The organism is Citrobacter sp. RHBSTW-00029, from assembly GCF_014104295.1.
In the GTDB taxonomy this organism is placed as follows: Bacteria; Pseudomonadota; Gammaproteobacteria; order Enterobacterales; family Enterobacteriaceae; genus Citrobacter; species Citrobacter youngae.
Map to the genome: position 1 here is coordinate 4,027,164 of NZ_JABXRT010000001.1, position 23,339 is coordinate 4,050,502.

General features: G+C 53.4%; 24 protein-coding genes. 14 read left to right on the forward strand and 10 right to left on the reverse strand.

What is annotated here, in order from left to right:
* Positions 1-14: 14 nt before the first annotated feature.
* The gene (locus HV041_RS19490) at positions 15-227 is read right to left on the reverse strand and encodes a DUF1471 domain-containing protein (RefSeq protein ID WP_121585277.1); all 213 of its coding nucleotides are present in this window, start codon (positions 225-227) and stop codon (positions 15-17) included.
* A 128-nt stretch (positions 228-355) separates the two neighbouring features.
* Positions 356-1,192, reverse strand: a complete 837-nt coding sequence (gene fdhD / locus HV041_RS19495) for a formate dehydrogenase accessory sulfurtransferase FdhD (RefSeq protein ID WP_121585276.1) — start codon at positions 1,190-1,192, stop codon at positions 356-358.
* A 194-nt stretch (positions 1,193-1,386) separates the two neighbouring features.
* Between fdhD and fdnG the strand changes: the two genes are divergently transcribed.
* Genes fdnG through fdhE form a run of 4 tightly spaced genes read left to right on the forward strand, consistent with a single transcriptional unit; the run spans position 1,387 to position 6,910 of the window.
* Positions 1,387-4,437 (forward strand): formate dehydrogenase-N subunit alpha, encoded by a 3,051-nt coding sequence (fdnG, locus tag HV041_RS19500; protein WP_086523526.1) that lies wholly within the window; start codon positions 1,387-1,389, stop codon positions 4,435-4,437.
* A 12-nt stretch (positions 4,438-4,449) separates the two neighbouring features.
* Entirely contained in the window at positions 4,450-5,352 is a 903-nt protein-coding gene (gene fdoH / locus HV041_RS19505) for a formate dehydrogenase O subunit beta (RefSeq protein ID WP_003028691.1), read from the forward strand.
* Complete coding sequence (fdoI, locus tag HV041_RS19510) at positions 5,349-5,984, forward strand: formate dehydrogenase cytochrome b556 subunit (RefSeq protein WP_043018888.1); 636 nt, start codon at positions 5,349-5,351, stop codon at positions 5,982-5,984. Before fdoH ends, fdoI begins: the two co-directional genes overlap by 4 nt.
* Positions 5,981-6,910, forward strand: a complete 930-nt coding sequence (fdhE, locus tag HV041_RS19515; RefSeq protein WP_061066954.1) for a formate dehydrogenase accessory protein FdhE — start codon at positions 5,981-5,983, stop codon at positions 6,908-6,910. The genes fdoI and fdhE overlap by 4 nt, the downstream gene beginning before the upstream one ends.
* Before the next feature lie 36 nt (positions 6,911-6,946).
* On the opposite strand, the gene HV041_RS19520 is transcribed toward fdhE, so the two are convergent.
* Together HV041_RS19520 and HV041_RS19525 are read right to left on the reverse strand one after the other, a co-directional pair.
* Positions 6,947-7,321, reverse strand: coding sequence for a type II toxin-antitoxin system VapC family toxin (locus tag HV041_RS19520; RefSeq protein ID WP_005121821.1), 375 nt, complete (start codon positions 7,319-7,321; stop codon positions 6,947-6,949).
* Entirely contained in the window at positions 7,321-7,563 is a 243-nt protein-coding gene (locus tag HV041_RS19525; protein ID WP_005121822.1) for a CopG family transcriptional regulator, read from the reverse strand. Before HV041_RS19525 ends, HV041_RS19520 begins: the two co-directional genes overlap by 1 nt.
* A 204-nt stretch (positions 7,564-7,767) precedes the next feature.
* On the opposite strand from HV041_RS19525, the gene HV041_RS19530 reads away from it, so the two are divergent.
* The 3 genes from HV041_RS19530 (at position 7,768) to HV041_RS19540 (ending at position 9,537) form a co-directional block, all read left to right on the forward strand.
* Positions 7,768-8,697 carry an alpha/beta hydrolase gene (locus tag HV041_RS19530; protein ID WP_121585275.1) on the forward strand — a complete coding sequence of 310 codons (930 nt, stop codon included), beginning with the start codon at positions 7,768-7,770 and terminating at the stop codon, positions 8,695-8,697.
* A gap of 85 nt (positions 8,698-8,782) precedes the next feature.
* Positions 8,783-9,094 (forward strand): type II toxin-antitoxin system HigB family toxin, encoded by a 312-nt coding sequence (locus HV041_RS19535; RefSeq protein ID WP_121585274.1) that lies wholly within the window; start codon positions 8,783-8,785, stop codon positions 9,092-9,094.
* Positions 9,091-9,537: a helix-turn-helix domain-containing protein gene (locus HV041_RS19540; RefSeq protein WP_040233078.1), complete on the forward strand. Its 447-nt coding sequence runs from the start codon at positions 9,091-9,093 to the stop codon at positions 9,535-9,537. The genes HV041_RS19535 and HV041_RS19540 overlap by 4 nt, the downstream gene beginning before the upstream one ends.
* Positions 9,538-9,548: 11 nt before the next feature.
* Here the strand turns inward: HV041_RS19540 and fabY are convergent, their stop codons facing one another.
* From fabY to HV041_RS19570, 6 genes are all read right to left on the reverse strand, one after another.
* Positions 9,549-10,490 (reverse strand): fatty acid biosynthesis protein FabY, encoded by a 942-nt coding sequence (gene fabY / locus HV041_RS19545; RefSeq protein WP_003825286.1) that lies wholly within the window; start codon positions 10,488-10,490, stop codon positions 9,549-9,551.
* 44 nt (positions 10,491-10,534) lie between these two features.
* Positions 10,535-10,972, reverse strand: coding sequence for a D-aminoacyl-tRNA deacylase (dtd, locus tag HV041_RS19550; protein WP_003028671.1), 438 nt, complete (start codon positions 10,970-10,972; stop codon positions 10,535-10,537).
* The gene (locus HV041_RS19555) at positions 10,969-11,841 is read right to left on the reverse strand and encodes a virulence factor BrkB family protein (RefSeq protein ID WP_121585273.1); all 873 of its coding nucleotides are present in this window, start codon (positions 11,839-11,841) and stop codon (positions 10,969-10,971) included. Before HV041_RS19555 ends, dtd begins: the two co-directional genes overlap by 4 nt.
* Positions 11,835-12,434 carry a glucose-1-phosphatase gene (yihX, locus tag HV041_RS19560; RefSeq protein ID WP_048214033.1) on the reverse strand — a complete coding sequence of 200 codons (600 nt, stop codon included), beginning with the start codon at positions 12,432-12,434 and terminating at the stop codon, positions 11,835-11,837. The genes HV041_RS19555 and yihX overlap by 7 nt, the downstream gene beginning before the upstream one ends.
* A gap of 105 nt (positions 12,435-12,539) precedes the next feature.
* On the reverse strand, positions 12,540-13,343 hold the full coding sequence (locus HV041_RS19565) for a DeoR/GlpR family DNA-binding transcription regulator (RefSeq protein ID WP_182294258.1): 804 nt from the start codon (positions 13,341-13,343) through the stop codon (positions 12,540-12,542).
* A 33-nt stretch (positions 13,344-13,376) separates the two neighbouring features.
* Positions 13,377-14,273 carry a sugar kinase gene (locus HV041_RS19570; RefSeq protein WP_121585272.1) on the reverse strand — a complete coding sequence of 299 codons (897 nt, stop codon included), beginning with the start codon at positions 14,271-14,273 and terminating at the stop codon, positions 13,377-13,379.
* Between the two features lie 166 nt (positions 14,274-14,439).
* On the opposite strand from HV041_RS19570, the gene yihU reads away from it, so the two are divergent.
* The 7 genes from yihU to HV041_RS19605 are packed head-to-tail and all read left to right on the forward strand — an operon-like array spanning position 14,440 to position 23,320.
* Complete coding sequence (gene yihU, locus HV041_RS19575; RefSeq protein WP_048214035.1) at positions 14,440-15,336, forward strand: sulfolactaldehyde 3-reductase; 897 nt, start codon at positions 14,440-14,442, stop codon at positions 15,334-15,336.
* Positions 15,337-15,346: 10 nt separating this feature from the next.
* Positions 15,347-16,222, forward strand: coding sequence for a sulfofructosephosphate aldolase (yihT, locus tag HV041_RS19580; RefSeq protein ID WP_003028656.1), 876 nt, complete (start codon positions 15,347-15,349; stop codon positions 16,220-16,222).
* Between the two features lie 14 nt (positions 16,223-16,236).
* On the forward strand, positions 16,237-17,478 hold the full coding sequence (gene yihS / locus HV041_RS19585; protein ID WP_121585271.1) for a sulfoquinovose isomerase: 1,242 nt from the start codon (positions 16,237-16,239) through the stop codon (positions 17,476-17,478).
* Positions 17,479-17,496: 18 nt separating this feature from the next.
* A complete protein-coding gene (locus tag HV041_RS19590; RefSeq protein ID WP_121585270.1) occupies positions 17,497-18,339 on the forward strand; it encodes an aldose-1-epimerase in 843 nt (280 codons plus the stop codon).
* A 48-nt stretch (positions 18,340-18,387) separates the two neighbouring features.
* Positions 18,388-20,424 carry an alpha-glucosidase gene (locus HV041_RS19595; protein WP_121585269.1) on the forward strand — a complete coding sequence of 679 codons (2,037 nt, stop codon included), beginning with the start codon at positions 18,388-18,390 and terminating at the stop codon, positions 20,422-20,424.
* 45 nt (positions 20,425-20,469) lie between these two features.
* Complete coding sequence (locus tag HV041_RS19600; protein WP_003028647.1) at positions 20,470-21,852, forward strand: MFS transporter; 1,383 nt, start codon at positions 20,470-20,472, stop codon at positions 21,850-21,852.
* 46 nt (positions 21,853-21,898) lie between these two features.
* Entirely contained in the window at positions 21,899-23,320 is a 1,422-nt protein-coding gene (locus HV041_RS19605) for an MFS transporter (protein ID WP_115644178.1), read from the forward strand.
* Positions 23,321-23,339: the final 19 nt, after the last annotated feature.

Sequence of the window (23,339 nt, forward strand, 5' to 3'; positions counted from 1 at the left end):
AATACTAAGGTCTCTTATTTCAGCAGTTCAGCAGTCATGTGCACGCGGTTGCCGGTGTAGGCCTGAGTGATTTTGTAATCGCTGGCACCTGCGCGTTCAGCCTGAGCGGCAATTTTTGCTTCAGCGCTTTCCAGCGTAGAACCGGTTGCGGTAACTGTCTGAGCAGCGAAAGAACCGAAAGACGTAGCCAGAGCGATAGCTGCGACAAAAGTTTTGATGTTTTTCATGATATAAACCCTTTCACTTAGTTGTTTGAGTAAGGCACCGTGCCTTGATGTGATAAATAGTAGCCTTCATATCACGCAACTAAAAGCGGAAGGATTTGCCTATCTTATTCAAATTAACTGAACACTTATTACTCAGCGATCAACCGCTGCGGATGGGTGTAGATCGTCGCCCTGCCCGGTTTGCAAAAACCCACCAGCGTCAGGTTACAACGTTCGGCAACTTCTACGGCAAGCGTTGTCGCGGCTGAGACAGCAAACAGGATCTCCACGCCACACATCGCCGACTTTTGCACCATCTCGTAGCTGGCGCGGCTGGAGACTAATACTGCGCCCGCCCGCCAGGCTTCCCCTTCGATAGCACGTCGTCCCAGCAGTTTATCCAGTGCCACATGACGCCCAACATCTTCATGTCCACCCACCAGATGGCCTGACGGCTGTACCCAGGCAGCCGCGTGCGTGCAGCCTGTCAGTTGCCCCACGGGCTGGAAATCAGGGAGATGCCTTAAGGCGTTATCGAGATGTGCCAGATCGAATGTCTGGGTAAACGGCAGAGGCTGGACCGGCTTGCCAATGTCATTGAGTTGTTCAACGCCGCAAACGCCACAACCGGTACGACCGGCCAGTGCACGACGTCGCTCCTTCAGCCCCATAAATCGACGACTGGACAGCTCAACCTGCACTTCTAATCCGTTACAGGAAGGCACCACTTCCATCCCGTAGATATCCTGCGGGCGCTCAATAATGCCTTCAGAAAGTGAAAAGCCCAGCGCAAAGTGCTCAAGATCTTTCGGTGACGCCATCATCACCACGTGCGAAATCCCGTTGTAAACCAGCGCAACCGGCACTTCTTCAGCGACCTCATCTGGCTGAGGATGTTGCAAATCCTCGAGTTTCCAGAGAGTCAACTGACGCGATCCTGCACAATTCATCACATTTTTGACTTCTTCTTGATGGATTTTATTCACTTTCTTTTAACCATATTGGAACACACATACCAACATTGTGGTATTCTTTACAAACCCCTCCTGGACGGAGGGAAATTCACCCAATTCTGGACCTTTGCGGTCCCGTCCGCAAAGAAAAATAACAACCACTTCCCTCGCGCTCGAGTAACGGAAAAGTGAAGGGAACGTGACAATGTCGAAACAAGGAGCGAACCATGCAGGTCAGCAGAAGGCAGTTCTTTAAGATCTGCGCTGGCGGTATGGCAGGCACCACGGCAGCGGCACTGGGTTTTGCACCCGGCGTAGCGCTCGCGGAAACACGGCAATATAAACTGCTGCGCACCCGCGAAACCCGTAACACCTGCACTTACTGTTCCGTTGGCTGTGGACTGTTAATGTACAGTCTCGGTGACGGAGCAAAAAACGCCAAAGCATCCATCTTCCATATCGAAGGGGACCCGGATCACCCGGTGAACCGTGGCGCGCTGTGCCCGAAAGGGGCAGGACTTGTGGACTTCATCCACTCCGAAAGCCGCCTGAAATTCCCGGAATACCGCGCACCAGGCTCTGATAAGTGGCAACAGATTAGCTGGGATGAGGCATTTGACCGCATCGCTAAGCTGATGAAAGAAGACCGCGACGCAAACTACGTTGCACAAAACGCCGAAGGCGTAACCGTTAACCGCTGGCTTTCCACCGGGATGCTGTGTGCTTCCGCTTCCAGTAACGAAACCGGCTATTTAACGCAAAAATTCTCCCGCGCGCTCGGTATGCTCGCGGTCGACAACCAGGCACGCGTCTGACACGGACCAACGGTAGCAAGTCTTGCTCCAACATTTGGTCGCGGTGCGATGACCAACCACTGGGTCGACATTAAAAACGCCAACCTCGTTGTGGTGATGGGCGGTAACGCCGCTGAAGCTCACCCGGTCGGGTTCCGCTGGGCGATGGAAGCCAAAATACACAACGGCGCGAAGCTGATTGTTATCGATCCTCGCTTTACGCGAACCGCAGCGGTAGCTGATTTCTATGCGCCGATTCGTTCCGGTACTGACATTGCCTTCTTGTCAGGCGTCTTGTTGTACCTGCTGAACAACGAAAAATTCAACCGCGAATACACTGAGGCCTATACCAACGCCAGCCTGATCGTGCGTGAGGATTACGGTTTCGAAGATGGCCTGTTCACTGGCTACGACGCGGACAAACGCAAGTATGACAAAACCAGTTGGAACTACGAGCTGGATGAAAAAGGCTTCGCCAAACGCGATGTCACCCTGCAACACCCGCGCTGCGTGTGGAACCTGCTGAAACAGCACGTTTCCCGCTACACGCCGGATGTCGTAGAAAACATCTGCGGTACGCCAAAGGCTGATTTCCTGAAAGTGTGCGAATACATCGCAGAAACCAGCGTCAAAGACAAAACCGCGTCGTTCCTGTATGCACTCGGCTGGACGCAGCACTCAGTTGGTGCGCAAAACATCCGTACCATGGCGATGATCCAGTTGCTGCTTGGCAACATGGGGATGGCCGGCGGCGGTGTTAACGCCCTGCGCGGTCACTCCAACATTCAGGGTCTGACCGACTTAGGCCTGCTGTCACAAAGCCTGCCGGGCTATATGACGCTGCCCAGCGAGAAACAAACTGACCTGCAAACCTACCTTGCCGCCAACACGCCAAAACCGTTGCTGGAAGGTCAGGTGAACTACTGGGGCAACTACCCGAAATTCTTCGTTTCGATGATGAAAGCCTTCTTTGGCGATAAAGCGACAGCGGAAAACAGCTGGGGCTTCGACTTGCTGCCGAAGTGGGATAAAGGGTACGACGTTCTGCAATACTTCGAGATGATGAACCAGGGCAAAGTGAATGGCTATATCTGCCAGGGCTTTAACCCGGTCGCGTCATTCCCGAATAAAAACAAGGTCGTGGCTTCACTGTCCAAACTGAAATTCCTGGTCACCATCGACCCGCTCAACACCGAAACGTCTACCTTCTGGCAGAACCATGGTGAGTCGAACGATGTGGACCCGTCGAAAATCCAGACCGAAGTATTCCGTCTGCCGTCCACCTGCTTCGCCGAAGAGAACGGTTCTATCGTTAACTCCGGTCGTTGGTTGCAGTGGCACTGGAAAGGCGCAGACGCCCCGGGGATTGCCGTTACCGATGGTGAAATCCTCGCCGGTATCTTCCTGCGCATGCGCAAGATGTATGCCGAGCAGGGTGGCGCGAACCCGGAACAGGTGCTGAGCATGACCTGGAACTACTCCACACCACACGAACCGGCTTCGGAAGAAGTGGCGATGGAGAGCAACGGTAAAGCGCTGGCCGATATTACCGACCCGGCAACCGGCGCGGTTATCGTCAAGAAAGGCCAACAGCTTAGCTCGTTCGCCCAACTGCGTGACGACGGCACCACGTCCAGCGGCTGCTGGATTTTTGCCGGGAGCTGGACGCCGGAAGGCAACCAGATGGCACGTCGCGATAACGCCGACCCATCAGGCCTTGGCAACACGCTGGGCTGGGCATGGGCGTGGCCGCTCAACCGACGCATTCTGTATAACCGCGCCTCCGCTGATCCGCAGGGGAATCCGTGGGATCCAAAACGTCAGATCCTGAAATGGGATGGGGCGAAGTGGAGCGGGATGGATATTCCGGACTACAGCGCCGCCGCACCTGGCAGCAACGTTGGGCCGTTCATCATGCAGCCTGAAGGGATGGGACGCCTGTTTGCTATCGATAAGATGGCGGAAGGTCCGTTCCCGGAACACTACGAGCCGTTTGAAACGCCGCTGGGGACTAACCCGCTGCACCCGAACGTTATCTCTAACCCTGCCGCGCGCATCTTTAAAGGTGACGCGGAAGCACTGGGTAAAGCAGATAAGTTCCCGTACGTCGGTACGACCTACCGTCTGACCGAGCACTTCCACTACTGGACCAAGCATGCGCTGCTCAATGCCATCGCACAGCCGGAACAGTTTGTGGAAATTGGCGAGAAGCTGGCGAATAAGCTCGGTATCTCTCATGGCGATACCGTCAAAGTCTCCTCTAACCGCGGCTACATTAAAGCCAAAGCAGTGGTGACTAAACGTATTCGCACGCTGAAGGCCAACGGTCAGGATATCGACACCATCGGTATTCCGATTCACTGGGGCTACGAAGGTGTGGCGAAAAAAGGCTTTATCGCTAACACGTTAACGCCATTCGTCGGTGATGCGAACACGCAGACGCCGGAATTTAAGTCCTTCCTCGTGAACGTGGAAAAGGTGTAACGGAGACGACCTATGGCTTATCAATCGCAAGACATCATTCGTCGTTCCGCCACTAACGGTTTCACCCCCGCGCCTCAGGCGCGGGACCATCAGGAAGAGGTGGCGAAGCTTATCGACGTCACCACCTGTATCGGCTGTAAAGCGTGTCAGGTGGCGTGTTCTGAATGGAACGACATCCGTGATGAAGTGGGCAACAACGTTGGGGTGTACGACAACCCGGCTGATTTGACCGCCAAATCCTGGACGGTAATGCGCTTCTCGGAAGTGGAACAAAACGACAAACTGGAGTGGCTTATCCGCAAGGATGGCTGTATGCACTGTGCCGATCCGGGCTGCCTGAAGGCGTGTCCGGCTGAAGGCGCAATCATTCAGTATGCCAACGGTATCGTCGACTTCCAGTCCGAGCAGTGCATCGGCTGTGGCTACTGCATCGCGGGCTGCCCGTTCGACGTACCGCGCCTCAATCCGGAAGACAACCGCGTCTACAAATGTACGCTGTGCGTTGACCGTGTCGTGGTCGGGCAAGAACCGGCCTGCGTGAAAACCTGCCCAACCGGCGCCATTCATTTCGGCACCAAAGAGTCGATGAAAACGCTGGCAGGCGAGCGTGTGGCGGAGCTGAAAACGCGTGGTTACGAAAACGCGGGTCTGTACGATCCAGCAGGCGTTGGCGGTACTCACGTCATGTACGTATTGCACCATGCTGACAAGCCGAATCTGTATCACGGCCTGCCGGAGAACCCGGAAATCAGCGCCACCGTGAAATTCTGGAAAGGCATCTGGAAACCTCTCGCAGCCGTCGGCTTTGCAGCGACATTTGCGGCCAGTATCTTCCATTACGTCGGTGTAGGCCCGAACCGCGCGGAAGAGGAAGAAGACAACCTGCATGAAGAAAAAGACGAGGTGCGCAAATGAAACGACGTGACACCATCGTGCGCTACACGGCGCCGGAACGCATCAACCACTGGGTAACCGCCTTCTGCTTCATTCTGGCGGCAGTGAGCGGGATGGGCTTTCTCTTCCCGTCTTTTAACTGGCTGATGCACATCATGGGCACGCCGCAACTGGCGCGAATTGTGCACCCGTTTGTCGGCGTTGTCATGTTTGCCTCGTTTATCATCATGTTTTTCCGTTACTGGCACCACAATCTAATCAATCGGGATGATATCTTTTGGGCGAAGAATATTCGTAAGATTGTCGTCAACGAGGAAGTAGGTGACACGGGACGTTATAACTTCGGCCAGAAATGCGTATTCTGGGCGGCGATTATCTTCCTGGTCCTGTTGCTGGTGAGCGGAGTGGTCATCTGGCGTCCGTATTTTGCGCCTGCTTTCTCAATCCCGGTGATCCGATTCGCGTTAATGCTGCATTCATTTGCCGCAGTAGCGTTAATTGTGGTTATCATGGTGCACATTTACGCCGCCCTTTGGGTGAAAGGCACCATTACCGCGATGGTGGAAGGATGGGTTACCAGTTCATGGGCGAAGAAACATCACCCGCGCTGGTACCGTGAAGTCCGCCAGAAACAGGAAAAGTCATCTGAATGAGTATTCGCATAATCCCGCAAGATGAGCTGGAGAAGAGCGAGAAACGCACGGCGGATATGATTCCGCCGTTATTATTCCCCAGACTCAAAAATTTGTATAACCGCCGCGCTGAGCGCCTGCGCGAGCTGGCCGAGAACAACCCGCTGGGCGACTACCTGCGCTTTGCCGCGCTGATCGCCCACGCGCAGGAAGTGGTGCTGTACGACCATCCGCTGCAGATGGATCTGACCGCGCGCATCAAAGAAGCGAACGATCAGGGCAAACCGCCGCTGGATATCCACGTCCTGCCACGCGACAAGCACTGGCAAAAGCTGCTGCAGTCGTTGATTGCTGAGCTGAAGCCAGAGATGAGCGGTCCGGCGCTCGCCGTGATCGAGAATCTGGAAAAAGCCTCAGAGCAGGAGCTGGAGCTGATGGCCAGCGCGCTGTTTGCCTCTGATTTTTCCTCCGTCAGCAGCGATAAAGCACCGTTCATTTGGGCTGCCCTGTCGCTCTACTGGGCGCAGATGGCGAGCCTGATCCCCGGCAAAGCCCGTGCGGAATACGGTGAACAGCGTCAGTACTGCCCGGTGTGTGGTTCAATGCCGGTCTCCAGCATGGTGCAAATCGGTACCACCCAGGGTCTGCGTTATCTGCACTGCAACCTGTGCGAAACCGAGTGGCACGTGGTGCGCGTGAAGTGCAGCAACTGCGAGCAGAGCCGTGATTTGAACTACTGGTCACTGGATAACGAACAGGCGGCAATCAAAGCTGAAAGCTGCGGCGACTGCGGGACTTACCTGAAGATTCTCTATCAGGAAAAAGACCCGAAAGTCGAAGCCGTGGCCGACGATCTCGCTTCACTGATGCTGGACGCGCACATGGAGCAGGAGGGCTTTGCCCGCAGTTCCATCAACCCGTTCCTGTTCCCGGGTGAAGGGGAGTAAGGTCTTCACACTACCGGGCGGCGTAGGTCGCCCGGGTTATAATGTATACGGTGTGACCACACCGGATAGGCCTGCAAAATCCTTAGTATTTCGCGTAACCAGCGTAAGACGATGAATCTGTGCTGTTGCCAGAATAATGGCATCCGGCAATTTCATCCCATATTCCTGCCTGATACTCACGCTTCGTTCAGCAATATCCTGTGAAACACCGATCACGTTAAAAGCGCTCAACGCAACGCGTGTGCAGGATTCCTGATGGTATTTCTTTGCCCCAACCATCACTTCCATCCAGGTGATAAGGCTGATCGCATTCTGCGGCGGCCATGTTTCTATCGCTTGCTTTGCTTCACTCCGTCCACTAAACAGGTCGATGAGGATGTTGGTATCAAAAAGCGCGGATCCTTTGACCATTACCATTCCTCACGAAGTTTGCGTTGGTACTCAACGCCATCTTCTTCACAACCTTTCCAGAGTCCGAGAGCGCTGGAAATAGTCGTTTCAGCCTGTTCCTGCCTTTCCAGATACTGCTCAACGGCCTCCCGCAAGAGTTCAGCTCGCGGCAGGTTACGCTGCACCTTGAGGTCATCAAGACGTTTAATCACTTCGTCTGATAAATCGAGTAAAATTCTGCCCATATCCATCCCAGCCATCATACTCACATATACCTCCAGTATATCATCAGCGATTAATTTCCACACAACATACACCTGGGAAAAGCGGGAAAATAGCTTTCACGTGAACGATTTTTACTTTTGCGAGCCGCTTTCCAGAATCATAACGCCCCTTTTTTTCCCATTTTCATTTGTGAGTATCCAGGTTATAAACCTGTATATCCATACAGATAAGAGTATTTAAAAATGGCACTGGAAAGCGGGATTGCGCAGTTAGTTGAGGCATTTATCGCGGCGGGACGCCCTTCTTCCCGCGAACAGAATATTGATGACCGGAGAGCGGGCTATATTGCCAGTACGGCGTTGGCCGGAGAAACAGAAACCCGCGTACAGGTTGAAGATATTGAACTCGATACCATGACGTTTCGCGTTGTTTCGCCTCTTAACTCTGCGGAAACGCTGCCCTGCGTCATTTACTATCATGGCGGATGTTTTGTCAGCGGTGGGTTTGCTACGCATGATAACCAACTAAGGCAGCTCGCCTGGTTCAGCGGCTGTAGGGTCATTGCAGTACAGTACCGCCTTGCGTCAGAGCATACTTTCCCGGCAGCACATAACGACGCTGAAACCGGGGCCAATATCATCTGGAAGTATGCCCAGAAACTGGGAGTAGACCGGGACAACATTAGGCTTGCTGGCGACAGCGCGGGCGGGCACCTGGCGCTGGTCACCGCACTACGCCTGAAAGCGGCCAGGCAATGGCAACCTGCACAGCTTATGCTGATCTACCCGATGCTGGACGCAACCGCCAGGTTTGCGAGCTATGACCATAATGGACAGGATTACATTATCACCCGCGACACGCTGCTTTCGGGCTACGAGATGTATATGCTGAACACCGATCCATTGCATCCAGAAGTCAGCCCACTCTGGCGTGAAGACTTCAACGGCTTGCCGCCCACGCACATCATTACTGCCGAATTCGACCCACTGTGCGATGAAGGAGAGGCTCTGTTTCACCAGCTCCAGAAGCAAGGTGTGGACTGCACCTGTCAGCGCTATCCCGGCGTTATCCACGGATTTTTTCAGTTAGGAGGCGTAAGCCAGACAGCGCGAAACGCAATGCGCGACGTGGCCTGGCGTGTTAGAAGCCCATCAGCGGAGATAATTTCTTAATATTCAATGTTGTTTTCAACTTGAAAACATGATGGCATTGCGTTAGATTGTTTTCAGGTTGAAAACTATGTGATGGAACTACATCGTGCATGTTATCAGCCGAAAACCATTCAATGAGGGTATGCTCATGTATCCAAACCATGGGCTTGCTCTCTCTGAGTTGCTGAATGTTTTGGAGAAAAAAACATTCCATCACCCTGAAGAGATGAAACAGTATATTCCTTCTCTTGATAATTTTAAGTACAGGAATAAATGGTGGGTAATTGATGTTTCTGGTAACAACCTGAGACTCATTGCCTACATAGATTTCAGGTTACATAAGGTATTTGTGGAGCATATCGTTCTCCACGCCGAATATGACAAACTGACAGAATATTATCGGGGCCATAAAGAATGAGATCTCATCGTCATATGGACGCAGCCAGCGCAAAAAAGATCGTTGATACCTTCAGTTGTGCTGTAAAAACGATCCCTCTTTTGGGGGAAGAACGCAATGAAACGGAGTATCGAAGGGCACTAGCGCTAGTAGAGTTTCTGGTTGACCACGACGATCTTGAAAACCCACTATTTGAATTACTTAGTGCCCGAATCAGTGAATACGAAAAACATGCACCAGAATTCAGAGCGCTCAATCAACACCTGAAACAAATCCCCTCTGGCGTTTCCGTATTGCGTACGCTCATGGATCAGTACGGATTAAAAGCCACCGACCTCGCCAACGAGCTTGGTTCTAAATCGAACGTCAGCAACATCCTAAATGGCCGTAGAGCACTGACTGTAAGCCATATTAAAGCGCTTGCAGAACGCTTTAAACTTCCGGCAGATGCATTTATCGAGTAGAGGGTATCCCCCTACTCTTCCTCGTTACCGCCCTCTTCATATGCGCCAAACGGTTTTGCGGGTAGCACAATGTAAGTACCTTCAAACACGACGCCCGGTGTGTCATCGCCAAATACTCCGACCTGCATCTGCACGCGCGCCTTGCGGCCTCTTGCCAGACGATCAAGGTCACCGCTCAGCGAGCCCAGATCGGCAATAGCAGTTGGTTTCCCGGTGATTGGCCTGCTGTATCGGATATGCGCGTCGGCGAGGATAATCGTTCCCCCCAGATGACGCTCACGCAGCATCAGCCAGATAAGTCCCCAGCCCGTTAGCGTCGCCAGTGAAAACAGGCTTCCGGCAAACAGCGTGTGGTGCGGATTCTGATTGCCCGTCTCGGGCATCGTGGTAATAAATTTCTGCCCGGTGTACTGCTGAATACGCACGCCCATTTTCTCACTCAATGGAATATGTTCGTACCAGGCTTGCTGTAGCTGTCCGCACCAGTCACCGCGATGGAGAATATCGTCCAGCGTCGCAATGGGCTTAATCATCAAAAAGTGGCGCACCGGCGTGGTTTGCGGTGTGGTGATTTCCCCCTGGCTCACAAAACCGAGCTTGGCGAAAAATTCGACCGCATCTTCACGGGCGCTACAGGTGACGCGCTTTACCCCTTCCTGACGTGCCACAGACTCCAGAGTCATCGCCATCAGCGTGCCCAACCCTTTCTCTTGCACGGAGGGATCTACGGCCATAAAACGTATGGAGGCTTCGTTATCCGCATTGATATACAAACGCCCTACCGCAACCAGATTCCCCTCTTCGTCCACCACCATCTGGTGATGCGCCATCGCGTCCCAGGCATCCCGTTCGGAGCCTTTTGGCTGGTGCAATGGTTTACGCAGCATCTCCCAGCGAAACTGGTAGTAGCGCTCCAATTCTTCTTCTGTTTGCGGTACTCGAAGGTGATACATAGTTGTATTCTCTCTTGTTACCCGCGACCACGCCGGAAGCTGGTTCATACTTGTAACCAGAACGTCACGGGGCCATCATTAACCAGCGAAACCTGCATATCAGCAGCGAATCGCCCGGTTTGCGTATTCATTTCCTGTTGGCGGCAACGCTCAACAAAGTACTCATACAGCGCTTCTGCCCGCTCGGGCGCTGCGCCTTTCGAAAACCCCGGGCGCATGCCGCGTTCGGTATCTGCCGCCAGCGTAAACTGTGAAACCACCAGCACGCTGCCGCCTGACTGCTGCACGTTGAGGTTCATTTTGCCTTCGGCATCGCTAAAGATTCGATAGCCGAGTACGCGCTCGCACAGGCGGTTCGCTTTCTGTTCGTCATCATCCCTTTCGACACCTAACAGGACCAAAAGTCCTGGGCCAATTTCACCCGTCACCTCGCCCTCCACGGTGACGCTGGCACGGGTTACGCGCTGAATTAATGCAATCATGGTTGCTCTGCTTCTTCTTGTTCTGCGGCTTGTTTAAGTTTGCGGTATTCCCCGAGAGTGACAGTTATTTCCGCGCCTAGCAAGACGATACACCACGTCCAGTAAACCCAGACGAATAAAATGGGGATCACCGCCAGGACGCCGTAAATGAGCTGATACGACGGGAACATCGTGATGTAGAGCGCAAATCCTTTCTTCCCGGCTTCGAACAACACGGCGGCCACAAAAGCGCCAATCACCGCATCACGATTAGGGACGCGCGTAGTCGGTACAATGCTGTAGAGGAGCCAGAATGAGAGCCAGGAAAGCACCAGCGGGAAAATACGCAGGACGTTATCAATCACCGTGTTAAGATCGCTGGCCCAGCGCAATGACAACAGATAAGAGCTGATCGCCAGACTGGCTCCCGCCAGCAGCGGCCCCAGCGTTAAAATCATCCAGTAGACGGCGAAAGAGTAAACTTTGGGACGCGTGCGCCTGCTGCGCCAGATAGTATTCAGCGCGTTATCAATGGCATACATCAGCAATAATGCTGTGACAATCAGCCCGCATGCCCCGACTGCCGTCATTTTGTTCGAATTGGCGACAAACTGTTCGATATAACGTTGAATGACGTCTCCCGTCGCCGGGATAAAGTTTGCGAAAATAAAATGACGTAGCTGGACACTGACGTCGGAAAACATCGGAAATGCGGCGAAAAGCGCAAATACGACGGCAATAAGCGGCACTAATGAGAGCAATGAAACGTAGGCAAGATTCCCTGCCAGCGTCGTCATGTTGTCCTCATCAATCCGCTGCCATAGTAGCTTCAACCAGTCTCGTACAGGACGCGTATGATGCCTGGTCTGTTGCCGAACATTTTTTAGCATAACAACGTCGCGAAATAGTCAGGAATCGTCTTTTTATCGACGACCTGGATACTGGTGATCCCTAATCGGTTAGCCCCTTCAATATTATCGGCGTTATCGTCAAAAAAGACCGCATCCTGCGCAGAAAAACCTTCAGACTGCAGGACGTGCTGGTAAATTCGCGCTTCCGGTTTACGCATGCCCAGGTCCTGGGAAAGATAAATATGGTCAGCAGCCTGACGGATCTCGGGATATTCATCCGGCCAAAACGTGGTGTGCAGGCGGTTAGTATTTGATAACACAACGACACGATGCCCCTGCTCACGCAGCTTATGCATGATGTCGATAACCTCAGGGCGCAAGGCGACAAACACGGCCTGCCAGCCGTGAGAGAACTGCTCGTAACTTAGCGGCAGCGCCATCTCGTGACATAGTGCCTCGGCAAAGGCTTCATCCGTTATTTCACCTCGCTCGTGCTGGTGAAAAGCCTCCCCCATGGTGAAACTTTGCTTTAGCGAAGCCAACGGTACACGACTTAGATCGCTCCATGTGCCCAACACGCGGTTGAAGTCGATATCGACAATCACATTACCCAAATCAAAGATATAGAGCATGCCCTTCTCCTTATTCGCCGTGGATGAATAACTGTAGCGGGAAAGGAGAAGTTTGACTATGCGAGAGTGATGGCTGCGAAGTTATCGGGCCATCATTGGGAAGAATTACACGGCCAGAGCATCATCCTGTGAAGGACTCACCTGCACAATTTCCACCTGCTGTGACTGGAGTAAATTGTGCAATGCCGGACCTGGGTATTCATCAGTAAACAGCGCAGTCACCTGAGACACGTTACCAATTTCTACCGCGGCAGAAGCCGTATATTTCGTATGATCCGCTGCCAGCAGAATGTGTCTTGAATGGGACATCATCGTTTTCACTACGCTGGCCTCGTTAACATCAAACTCCAGCAGCACGCCGTCACTTTCAATCGCGCCAACGCTGGTAACCAGGTAGTCGGCCCGAAAATCAGCGACAAATGCCGAGGCAGAAGGACCAATGATGCCGCTGTTGTGCGGGCGTAACGTTCCCCCCGGCACCATGACTTCAAAACGCGGATTGTTATACAGAATATGCGCCACGCGCAGGCTGTTGGTGATGATGCGCAAATGGTTATGGTTTAACAGCGCGCGGGCCACCTGCTCCACGGTGGTGCCTATGGTAATAAACACCGTCGAACCGTCAGGAATATAGTCAGCCACCGCCTCCGCGATGGCTTTCTTCTCTTCCGTCCACGAGACTTCACGCTGCTCAAACGCCGTATTCACCACGCTGGAGGCTCTGCCCGCCCCACCATGATGACGCGTAATTAATCCCTGCTCGCTGAGTTTACGAATATCACGACGCACGGTCTGCGTGGACACGTCCAGCAGGCTGGCCAGCTCGTCGATATTCATATAACCGCGCTCGCTAATCAGCATCAACAGCTGATCGTGCCGCGGGTTACCGGTCAGTTCGGTAAGACTCATGAAATTTCCTCGAAAAACCATTGCCCTGGCATTTTATACAAAAAGTGACAGAAAAGATCGGGTTTGATCACAGTCAGGGATTCCGGACCTTCCTCCCGGGCGAGTGCATTTTAACGCAGCAACCCCACTGGCAAACCTGACGGCCTCTTCTGGAGCATCGCCGTCAGCCAGGCTGAATGCGAGCGCACCGTGGAAAACGTCTCCGGCCCCCGTAGTATCCACTACGTCGACTTTAAATCCAGATTGATGCTGCAACGTATTATTTTTTATCCAGTCACAGCCCTCACTGCCACGCGTCACATAGACATGACCATTTGTGAGCGTTTGCGATTTTTTTAGTCCAACGACAGGATCGGTTATCCCGGTTAAACGCGCCAGACCCGGTTCAGAGAACGCCGCATGATCGCTCAACGCCACCAGCTCACTGATATCTTGTGGCGTGACGTCACCATCCAGTACCGTCATCACTCCCGCCCGACGCGCCAGCGTGAACGCCTGCCTGGCGCCTTCGTGCCAGCGAACATCCGCCAGAACCACATCCCACTGCGAAAAATCGATCTCGTTGAGCCAGTCAGCGTCATGCAGTAAGTCCGGGCTGGGGTAGTTAACGATAATACGCTCCCCTTGCGCATCCACCATAATCGCCGATTGTGAAGACTTTGCCCCCGCATAGCGCCGGGTGTAGCGGGTGTTTACCCCCAGGGATTCCAGCTCCGCCAGCAGGCTGTTTCCGGTGTCGTCATCGCCCACACGGCCAATAAAGTCCACCTGCGCGCCCAGCTTCGCTGCAGCCACTGCGGCCGTTGCAGCAGGCCCGCCGCCCACTTCGGTATAGCGCTTCGCCACATATTTACCTCCTTCAGTCGGTAAACCTTCTACGTAATAGATGCGATCCATCACGGTAATACCCACACAAGCAACACGAATCATGGTCATTCCTTAGGCGTTTCAAGATGGGATCATTTTAATTTCACAAAATGTTTAAAAAGTGACGGCTGTCAATTTTTTGACCATAAATTACAAATACGATCAAAAACAGACAAAAACAAACGACCTTAAATGACAAAAAATGACATCCACGTCTCAGGAGAACGTTATGGCAGTTATAGCATTTATCGGATTAGGTCAGATGGGTTCACCCATGGCGAGCAACTTGCTGAAGCAGGGTCATCAACTCAGCGTCTTTGACGTTAACCCGGATGCCGTTCAGCGCCTGGTGGAAAAAGGAGCCCAACCTGCCAACAGCCCGGCTCAGGCAGCAAAAGGGGCAGAATTTGTTATCACCATGCTGCCAAACGGCGATCTGGTGCGCAGCGTACTGTTCGGCGAGCAGGGTATCTGTGAAAGCCTTTCCCCACAGGCATTAGTGATTGATATGTCGACTATTCACCCACTGCAAACCGACAAACTGATCGCCGATATGCGTGCCAAAGGCTTCGACATGATGGATTGCCCGGTTGGACGTACCTCCGATCACGCTATCGCGGGAACGCTGTTATTGCTGGCGGGTGGCACGGCGGAGCAGGTAGAACGCGCCACACCCGTTCTGATGGCGATGGGCAATGAATTGATCAACGCAGGCGGTCCCGGTATGGGCATTCGCGTCAAGCTCATCAATAACTACATGAGCATCGCGTTAAACGCCCTGTCTGCCGAAGCCGCCGTGTTGTGCGAAGCGCTCGGCCTTTCCTTCGATGTGGCCTTGCAAGTCATGAGCGGCACTCCCGCCGGGAAAGGCCACTTCACTACCTCCTGGCCGAACAAAGTGCTGAAAGGCGATCTTTCCCCGGCCTTCATGATCGATTTAGCTCATAAGGATCTTGGCATCGCTCTGGACGTTGCCAACCAATTACACGTACCGATGCCGCTCGGCGCCGCCTCCCGCGAAGTCTATAACCAGGCGCGCGCCGCAGGTCGTGGCCGGGAAGACTGGACCGCCATTCTTGAACAGGTTCGCGCATCCGCCGGGCTAAATAAACACACAGATAAGTAAGGACTGAACAATGACGAAGTACACCCTGAAAGATATTACCCGCGCTTCCGGCGGTTTTGCCATGCTGGCAGTCGATCAGCGCGAAGCCATGCGCTTAATGTTTGCCGCAGCGGGTGCAAAATCCCCGGTCAATGACAGCGTGCTGACCGATTTCAAAGTCAATGCGGCAAAGATCCTGTCCCCCTATGCCTCCGCCATTCTGGTCGATCAGCAGTTCTGCTACCGCCAGGTTGTAGAGCAAAACGCGGTAGCCAAAAGCTGCGCCATGATTGTGGCCGCTGATGAGTTTATTCCGGGTAACGGAATTCCGGTCGATAGCGTAGTGATTGATAAAAAAATCAACCCGCAGGCTGTGAAGCAAGATGGTGCCAAGGCTCTCAAACTGCTGGTGCTGTGGCGTAGCGATGAAGATGCCCAACAGCGTCTGGACATGGTGAAAGAATTCAATGAGCTATGCCATTCCAATGGGCTGCTGAGCATCATCGAGCCGGTTGTTCGCCCACCGCGTCGTGGCGATAAGTTCTGCCGTGAACAGGCCATCATCGATGCCGCGAAAGAGCTGGGCGATAGCGGTGCCGATCTCTACAAGGTCGAAATGCCGCTGTACGGCAAAGGAACCCAACAGGAATTGCTTAGCGCCTCTCAGCGCCTGAATGAAAACATCAACATGCCGTGGGTCATTCTCTCCTCTGGTGTGGATGAAAAACTGTTCCCACGCGCGGTCAGCGTAGCAATGACCGCAGGCGCATCCGGCTTCCTGGCCGGGCGTGCGGTCTGGTCATCCGTCGTGGGTCTGCCGGATACCGAATTGATGCTGCGTGATGTTTCCGCACCGAAGTTGCAGCGTCTGGGCGATATCGTCGACGAAATGATGGCCCGCCGCTAATAGAGGATCAAAGCATGAAATGGTTTAACACCCTAAGCCACAACCGTTGGCTGGAACAAGAAACCGATCGCATCTTTAACTTTGGTAAGAACGCAGCGGTGCCCACCGGGTTTGGCTGGCTGGGAAACAGTGGTCAGGTCAGAACGGATATGGGAACACATCTGTGGATCACCGCCCGCATGCTGCACGTCTATTCCGTTGCCGCCTCTATGGGTCGCCCAGGTGCATATCAACTCGTCGACCACGGCATTAAGGCGCTGAACGGCGCGCTACGTGACACACGCTACGGCGGTTGGTACGCCTGCGTTAATGACGAAGGCGTGATGGATGCCTCCAAGCAGGGTTATCAGCATTTCTTCGTCTTACTTGGCGCGGCAAGCGCGGTCACTACCGGTCATCCACAGGCCAGAAAATTGCTGGATGACGCCATCGAGGTGATTGAGAAGTACTTCTGGAGCGAAGACGAACAAATGTGCCTGGAGTCCTGGGACGAAGCCTTCAGCCAGACAGAAGATTATCGCGGCGGCAACGCTAACATGCACGCGGTCGAAGCTTTCCTGATCGTGTATGACGTGACTCATGACCGTAAATGGCTCGATCGCGCACTGCGTATCGCTTCGGTGATTATTCACGATGTGGCCCGTAGCGGGGAGTACCGCGTCAATGAACACTTCGATTCACAGTGGAATCCAATCCGCGATTACAACAAGGACAACCCAGCTCACCGTTTCCGCGCCTACGGTGGCACGCCGGGTCACTGGATCGAGTGGGGCCGCCTGATGCTGCATCTACATGCCACGCTGGAAGCTCGCTTCGAAACGCCGCCTGCCTGGCTGCTGGAAGATGCAAAAGGACTTTTCCACGCCACTATCCGCGACGCCTGGGCACCGGACGGCGCAGACGGTTTTGTCTATTCGGTGGATTGGGACGGCACACCGATCGTTCGCGAAAGAGTGCGCTGGCCGATAGTCGAAGCGATGGGCACCGCCTACGCCCTGTACACCCTCACAGGCGACAGCCAGTACGAAGCCTGGTACCAGAAATGGTGGGATTACTGCATCACCTACCTGATGGATTACGAGACCGGTTCATGGTGGCAGGAGCTGGACACCAATAACAAGGTGACCACCAAAGTCTGGGACGGCAAGCAGGACATTTATCACCTGCTGCACTGCCTGGTGATCCCGCGTCTGCCGCTGGCTCCGGGCCTTGCTCCGGCTGTTGCCGCCGGTCTGCTGGATATCAACGCTAAATAAGTAACAAGGTGGGCTGCCATGCATAGCGGTGGAAAAACCATTCATCTTCAGGCCGGACACTACCAGGCGAAAATCGTCACGGTTGGCGCTGGGCTAGCAGAATTGACGCACCGTGGGCGTCATATCGTTATTCCCCACAAACCGGAAGAAATGCCGCTGGCACACTTGGGGAAAGTGTTAATCCCGTGGCCAAACCGCGTTGTAGACGGCAGCTATCACTATAACGGCAAGGATTACCAGCTTGCCGTTAACGACTCAGTTTCACATACCGCCATTCATGGGTTACTGGCCTGGCGGGACTGGCAGATTACCCAGCAGTCGGCATCGGAAGTGTCGCTGACGATTTTTCTGCCGCCTTCTTATGGTTATCCCTTCGCGCTGGTTTCAGAGGTGATTTACCGACTGGAGGCAACCCGTGGACTGCACGTTTTTATCCGCACACAGAATGTGGGTGACGAAATCGCGCCGTATGGCGCGGGCGCACATCCCTATTTGACCTGTAATCTGCAACCCATTGATGACTGTGAATTAACACTCCCGGTGAGTGAAGAAACATGTGATGAACGATATTTCACCACGCCGCAACGCATTGCGCAGACCGCTATCGATCATACGTTCAGGACTCTGCCACCTGACGATGAGTGGGAAGTCAGGATGATCAGCCCAGCGCAAAACATGTCCACTTTTTTACGCAGCCACCAGCCCTGGCTGCAAGTGTATACCGGCGAAAAATTAGCAAGGTGCGGCCTGGCGGTAGAACCGATGACCTGCCCGCCCGACGCCTTTAACTCCGGAATTAGCCTGATTCATCTCGCGCCCGGAGAACAACATCAGATGCATTTTTTAATCGGCAGTGAATAACAGATTTCCGACAAATTACCGAATTACCCTATTTTTACGGAGACAATAATGAATTCGCTACAACGACGGTCAACCGCCTTAGAACTCACATCATTACCTGATGGATTTGCTTTAACGTACCACCAGCGCCTGATTTTACGCCACAGCACAGAAACGCCCTGCCTGTGGATCGGCGCTGGCGTTGCCGACATTGACATGTTTCGCGGCAACTTCAGCATTAAAGACAAGCTCAATGAGAAAATTGCCCTGACCGACGCCACGGTAAGCGAGTCGCCTGACGGCTGGCGGGTGCATTTCAGCCGCGGTGATACCATCAACGCCACGCTGCATATTTCCACCGATGAACAGGGTCGCCTGAAGCTGGATCTGCACAACGGCGATCTCAACCATAACCGCATCTGGCTGCGCCTGGCCGCCAGGGCGGACGATCATATTTACGGCTGCGGCGAACAGTTTTCTTATTTCGACTTACGCGGTAAGCCGTTCCCGCTGTGGACCAGCGAACAGGGCGTGGGCCGAAACAAAAACAGCTATGTCACCTGGCAAGCCGACTGTAAAGAGAACGCCGGCGGCGACTACTACTGGACCTTCTTCCCGCAACCGACCTTCGTCAGCACGCAGAAGTACTACTGCCACGTTGATAACAGTTGCTATATGAATTTCGACTTCAGCGCGCCGGAGTATCACGAACTGGCGCTGTGGGAGGACAAAACCACCCTGCGCTTTGAGTGCGCTGATACCTACATCTCTCTGCTGGAAAAATTGACTGCACTGTTAGGACGCCAGCCGGAGCTGCCGGACTGGATCTACGATGGCGTCACGCTCGGTATTCAGGGCGGTACTGAGGTTTGCCAGAGCAAACTGGACACCATGCGTAACGCAGGCGTGAAAGTAAACGGCATCTGGGCGCAGGACTGGTCCGGGATCCGCATGACCTCCTTTGGCAAGCGCGTGATGTGGAACTGGAAATGGAACAGCGACAATTATCCGCAGTTGGATAGCCGTATTAAGCAGTGGAAAGAAGAAGGCGTGCAGTTCCTCTCCTACATCAACCCGTATGTTGCCAGCGATAAAGATCTCTGTGCCGAAGCGGCCAAACACGGTTATCTGGCGAAAGATGCATCCGGCGGCGATTACCTCGTAGAGTTTGGCGAGTTTTACGGCGGCGTGGTCGATCTGACCAACCCGGAAGCCTACGACTGGTTCAAAGAGGTCATCAAGAAAAACATGATCGAACTGGGCTGCGGCGGCTGGATGGCAGATTTTGGCGAATACCTGCCGACAGATACGTATCTGCACAACGGCGTCAGCGCCGAGATCATGCACAACGCCTGGCCCGCACTGTGGGCGAAATGTAACTACGAAGCGCTACAGGAGACCGGCAAACTCGGCGAGATCCTGTTCTTTATGCGTGCGGGTTACACCGGTAGCCAGAAATACTCCACCATGATGTGGGCGGGCGATCAGAACGTGGACTGGAGCCTTGACGACGGTCTGGCTTCCGTCGTTCCTGCGGCGCTGTCGCTGGCGATGACCGGTCACGGTCTGCACCACAGCGATATCGGCGGCTACACCACCCTGTTTGACATGAAACGCAGCAAAGAACTACTGCTGCGCTGGTGTGACTTCAGCGCCTTCACGCCGATGATGCGTACCCACGAGGGTAACCGCCCAGGCGATAACTGGCAGTTTGATGGTGATGCTGAAACCATCGCCCACTTTGCACGAATGACCACCGTGTTTACCACCCTGAAACCGTATCTCAAACAGGCCGTCGCGCAAAACAGCGCTACCGGTCTGCCGGTGATGCGCCCGCTGTTCCTGCATTACGAAGACGATGCGCGGACCTATACCCTGAAATATCAGTACCTGCTGGGACAAGATCTGCTGGTTGCGCCGGTTCACGAACAAGGCAAGTCCGACTGGACCCTGTATCTGCCGGAAGATAGCTGGGTAAATGTCTGGACCGGGGAAACTTACCAGGGCGGTGAAATTACCGTGGATGCGCCTATTGGCAAGCCTCCGGTGTTTTATCGCGCGAAGAGTGAATGGGCGTCACTGTTTGCCACTTTACGCAACATCTAATACGGCTCGCCCGTGGGGAGACTCACGGGCACATGGAGAATAATAATGAGTCAGACCTCTTCTAATCCGGCAACCCTACGCTTGCCGTTCAAAGAAAAACTCGCCTATGGGATGGGTGATTTAGGTTCCAATATCCTGCTGGACATTGGTACGCTCTATTTACTCAAGTTTTATACCGATGTCCTTGGTTTACCTGGAACTTATGGCGGTATCATTTTCCTTATCGCCAAGTTTTTTACCGCGTTTACCGATATGGGGACTGGGATTATGCTCGACTCGCGCCGCAAAATCGGCCCGAAAGGCAAATTCCGCCCGTTCGTTCTGTATGCCGCATTTCCAGTGACGCTGCTGGCGATTGCGAACTTTGTCGGTACACCATTTGAAGTCACCGGTAAAACGGTGATGGCAACGGTACTGTTTATGCTGTACGGACTGTTCTTCAGTATGATGAACTGCTCTTACGGTGCGATGGTCCCCGCGATCACCAAAAACCCGGACGAACGCGCCTCGCTGGCAGCCTGGCGACAGGGCGGAGCCACTCTTGGCCTGCTGCTGTGCACCGTCGGCTTTGTTCCAGTAATGAACCTGATCGAAGGCAACTCTCAGTTGGGCTATATCTTCGCCGCCACCTTGTTCTCTCTGTTCGGCCTGCTGTTCATGTGGCTGTGCTATGCCGGGGTAAAAGAACGCTATGTGGAAGTGAAACCCGTTGATGCCGCGCAAAAACCGGGATTGCTGCAATCCTTCCGCGCCATCGCAGGTAACCGCCCGCTGTTTATTCTGTGCGTTGCCAACCTTTGCACACTTGGCGCGTTTAACGTCAAGCTGGCGATTCAGGTCTATTACACCCAGTACGTACTGAACGACCCGATCCTCCTTTCGTGGATGGGCTTTTTCAGCATGGGCTGTATCTTCATCGGCGTCTTCTTAATGCCGGGAATGGTCAGACGTTTCGGCAAGAAAAAGGTCTACATCGGCGGTTTGCTGATCTGGGTCGCGGGTGATCTGCTGAACTACTTCTTTGGCGGCGGCTCAGTCAGCTTTGTCGCCTTCTCCTGTCTGGCATTCTTCGGCTCAGCATTCGTCAACAGCCTGAACTGGGCGCTGGTCTCCGACACGGTGGAATATGGCGAATGGCGTACCGGCGTTCGTTCGGAAGGTACGGTATACACCGGTTTCACCTTCTTTCGTAAAGTGTCACAAGCGCTGGCGGGATTCTTCCCCGGCTGGATGCTAACGCAAATCGGCTATGTCCCCAACGTGGTGCAATCTGCCAGTACGGTCGAAGGATTGCGTCAGCTGATCTTTATTTATCCCTGCGCGTTGGCGGTGATCACCATTGTAGCTATGGGCTGTTTCTACAACCTTAACGAGAAGATGTATGTCCGCATCGTTGAAGAGATAGAAGCGCGTAAACAAACCGTTTGATAATAATAATGAATAGCGCTCTACGGGGCGCTATTGAGGAGCGATTATGTCTTTTCATGATCCGCTAACGCTAAAACTGAGCCTGCGTGAAAAATTCGCCTACGGAGTGGGTGACTTCGGCTCAAATTTGATGCTGTGTATCGGCACGCTGTATCTGCTTAAATTTTATACCGATGAACTAGGGATGCCGGCCTGGTACGGTGGGATTATCTTTTTAGTAGCGAAGTTCTTCACCGCCTTCACCGATATTCTGACCGGCGTGTTGCTGGACTCAAGGCGTAATATTGGCGCAAAGGGGAAATTCAGACCCTTTATTTTGTATGCGTCATTTCCTGTCGCCGTCGTCGCCAGCGCGCAATTTTTAGCGACAGGCTTTACGCTAACGGTGAAAACGGGGCTGGCAACGGTGTTGTTCATGCTGTTCGGCCTGTTCTATAGCCTGATGAACTGTTCCTACGGCGCGATGGTGCCTGCAATTACTAAAAATCCACATGAACGCGCTCAGCTCGCCGCCTGGCGTCAGGGCGGCGCTACCGTAGGCCTGTTACTGTGTACCGTTGGCTTTATGCCGATTCAGGCGCTATTTGTCAGTTCGCCTTCGCTGGGGTATCTGATTGCCGCACTGATCTTCTCCGTCTGCGGATTGTTCAGTATGTGGTGGTGCTTTAGCGGTGTGAAGGAACGCTATATCGAAATCGTGCCGGACCATCATAAGCCCAGTATTCTCAAGTCGTTTTGCGCCATTTTCCGTAACCCTCCGCTGCTGGTGCTGTGTGTCGCCAACCTGTGCACGCTGGCGGCATTCAACATCAAGCTGGCGATTCAGGTGTATTACACCCAGTACGTGCTCAACGATATACATCTGCTGTCGTGGATGGGTTTCTTCAGCATGGGGTGCATTCTGCTTGGGGTACTGCTGGTGCCCGCAGCCGTAAAACGTTTTGGTAAAAAGCAGGTTTACCTTGGCGGTCTGGCGCTATGGGCAATCGGCGATGTGCTGAACTTTTTCTGGGGCAGCACGTCATTTTTATTCGTGATGTTTTCTTGCATGGCCTTCTTCGGAACCGCTTTTGTTAACAGCCTGAACTGGGCGCTGGTTCCGGATACGGTCGATTATGGCGAATGGAAGACGGGGATCCGTGCGGAAGGCTCGGTATATACGGGTTATACCTTTTCTCGCAAAATTTCCGCGGCGCTCGCGGGCTTCCTGCCTGGAATTATGCTGACGCAAATCGGTTATATCCCCAATATCGCCCAGAGTGATGCAACCTTGCTCGGTTTGCGTCAACTTATTTTTCTCTGGCCTTGCGGACTTGCAATTATTGCAGCACTCACGATGGGCTTCTTTTATAAGCTCAACGAAACACGTTTTGCTTTTATTATTGAGGAAATCAGCCAACGGAAGAAAAATAATATCCAACCAGACCCGGTTACCAATAAAAAGAATACCTCTGCTGTAAACGTATAAAAATAATAGCCGCCTATTC

What these genes read in the sequence shown, in the direction of transcription:
- HV041_RS19490 (WP_121585277.1), bottom strand. Translation starts at nt 227, where the DNA reads ATGAAAAACATCAAAACTTTTGTCGCAGCTATCGCTCTGGCTACGTCT.
- fdoH (WP_003028691.1), top strand. Translation starts at nt 4,450, where the DNA reads ATGGCTTATCAATCGCAAGACATCATTCGTCGTTCCGCCACTAACGGT.
- fdoI (WP_043018888.1), top strand. Translation starts at nt 5,349, where the DNA reads ATGAAACGACGTGACACCATCGTGCGCTACACGGCGCCGGAACGCATC.
- fdhE (WP_061066954.1), top strand. Translation starts at nt 5,981, where the DNA reads ATGAGTATTCGCATAATCCCGCAAGATGAGCTGGAGAAGAGCGAGAAA.
- HV041_RS19520 (WP_005121821.1), bottom strand. Translation starts at nt 7,321, where the DNA reads ATGGTCAAAGGATCCGCGCTTTTTGATACCAACATCCTCATCGACCTG.
- HV041_RS19525 (WP_005121822.1), bottom strand. Translation starts at nt 7,563, where the DNA reads ATGATGGCTGGGATGGATATGGGCAGAATTTTACTCGATTTATCAGAC.
- HV041_RS19530 (WP_121585275.1), top strand. Translation starts at nt 7,768, where the DNA reads ATGGCACTGGAAAGCGGGATTGCGCAGTTAGTTGAGGCATTTATCGCG.
- HV041_RS19540 (WP_040233078.1), top strand. Translation starts at nt 9,091, where the DNA reads ATGAGATCTCATCGTCATATGGACGCAGCCAGCGCAAAAAAGATCGTT.
- fabY (WP_003825286.1), bottom strand. Translation starts at nt 10,490, where the DNA reads ATGTATCACCTTCGAGTACCGCAAACAGAAGAAGAATTGGAGCGCTAC.
- dtd (WP_003028671.1), bottom strand. Translation starts at nt 10,972, where the DNA reads ATGATTGCATTAATTCAGCGCGTAACCCGTGCCAGCGTCACCGTGGAG.
- HV041_RS19555 (WP_121585273.1), bottom strand. Translation starts at nt 11,841, where the DNA reads ATGCTAAAAAATGTTCGGCAACAGACCAGGCATCATACGCGTCCTGTA.
- yihX (WP_048214033.1), bottom strand. Translation starts at nt 12,434, where the DNA reads ATGCTCTATATCTTTGATTTGGGTAATGTGATTGTCGATATCGACTTC.
- HV041_RS19565 (WP_182294258.1), bottom strand. Translation starts at nt 13,343, where the DNA reads ATGAGTCTTACCGAACTGACCGGTAACCCGCGGCACGATCAGCTGTTG.
- HV041_RS19570 (WP_121585272.1), bottom strand. Translation starts at nt 14,273, where the DNA reads ATGATTCGTGTTGCTTGTGTGGGTATTACCGTGATGGATCGCATCTAT.
- yihU (WP_048214035.1), top strand. Translation starts at nt 14,440, where the DNA reads ATGGCAGTTATAGCATTTATCGGATTAGGTCAGATGGGTTCACCCATG.
- yihT (WP_003028656.1), top strand. Translation starts at nt 15,347, where the DNA reads ATGACGAAGTACACCCTGAAAGATATTACCCGCGCTTCCGGCGGTTTT.
- yihS (WP_121585271.1), top strand. Translation starts at nt 16,237, where the DNA reads ATGAAATGGTTTAACACCCTAAGCCACAACCGTTGGCTGGAACAAGAA.
- HV041_RS19590 (WP_121585270.1), top strand. Translation starts at nt 17,497, where the DNA reads ATGCATAGCGGTGGAAAAACCATTCATCTTCAGGCCGGACACTACCAG.
- HV041_RS19595 (WP_121585269.1), top strand. Translation starts at nt 18,388, where the DNA reads ATGAATTCGCTACAACGACGGTCAACCGCCTTAGAACTCACATCATTA.
- HV041_RS19600 (WP_003028647.1), top strand. Translation starts at nt 20,470, where the DNA reads ATGAGTCAGACCTCTTCTAATCCGGCAACCCTACGCTTGCCGTTCAAA.
- HV041_RS19605 (WP_115644178.1), top strand. Translation starts at nt 21,899, where the DNA reads ATGTCTTTTCATGATCCGCTAACGCTAAAACTGAGCCTGCGTGAAAAA.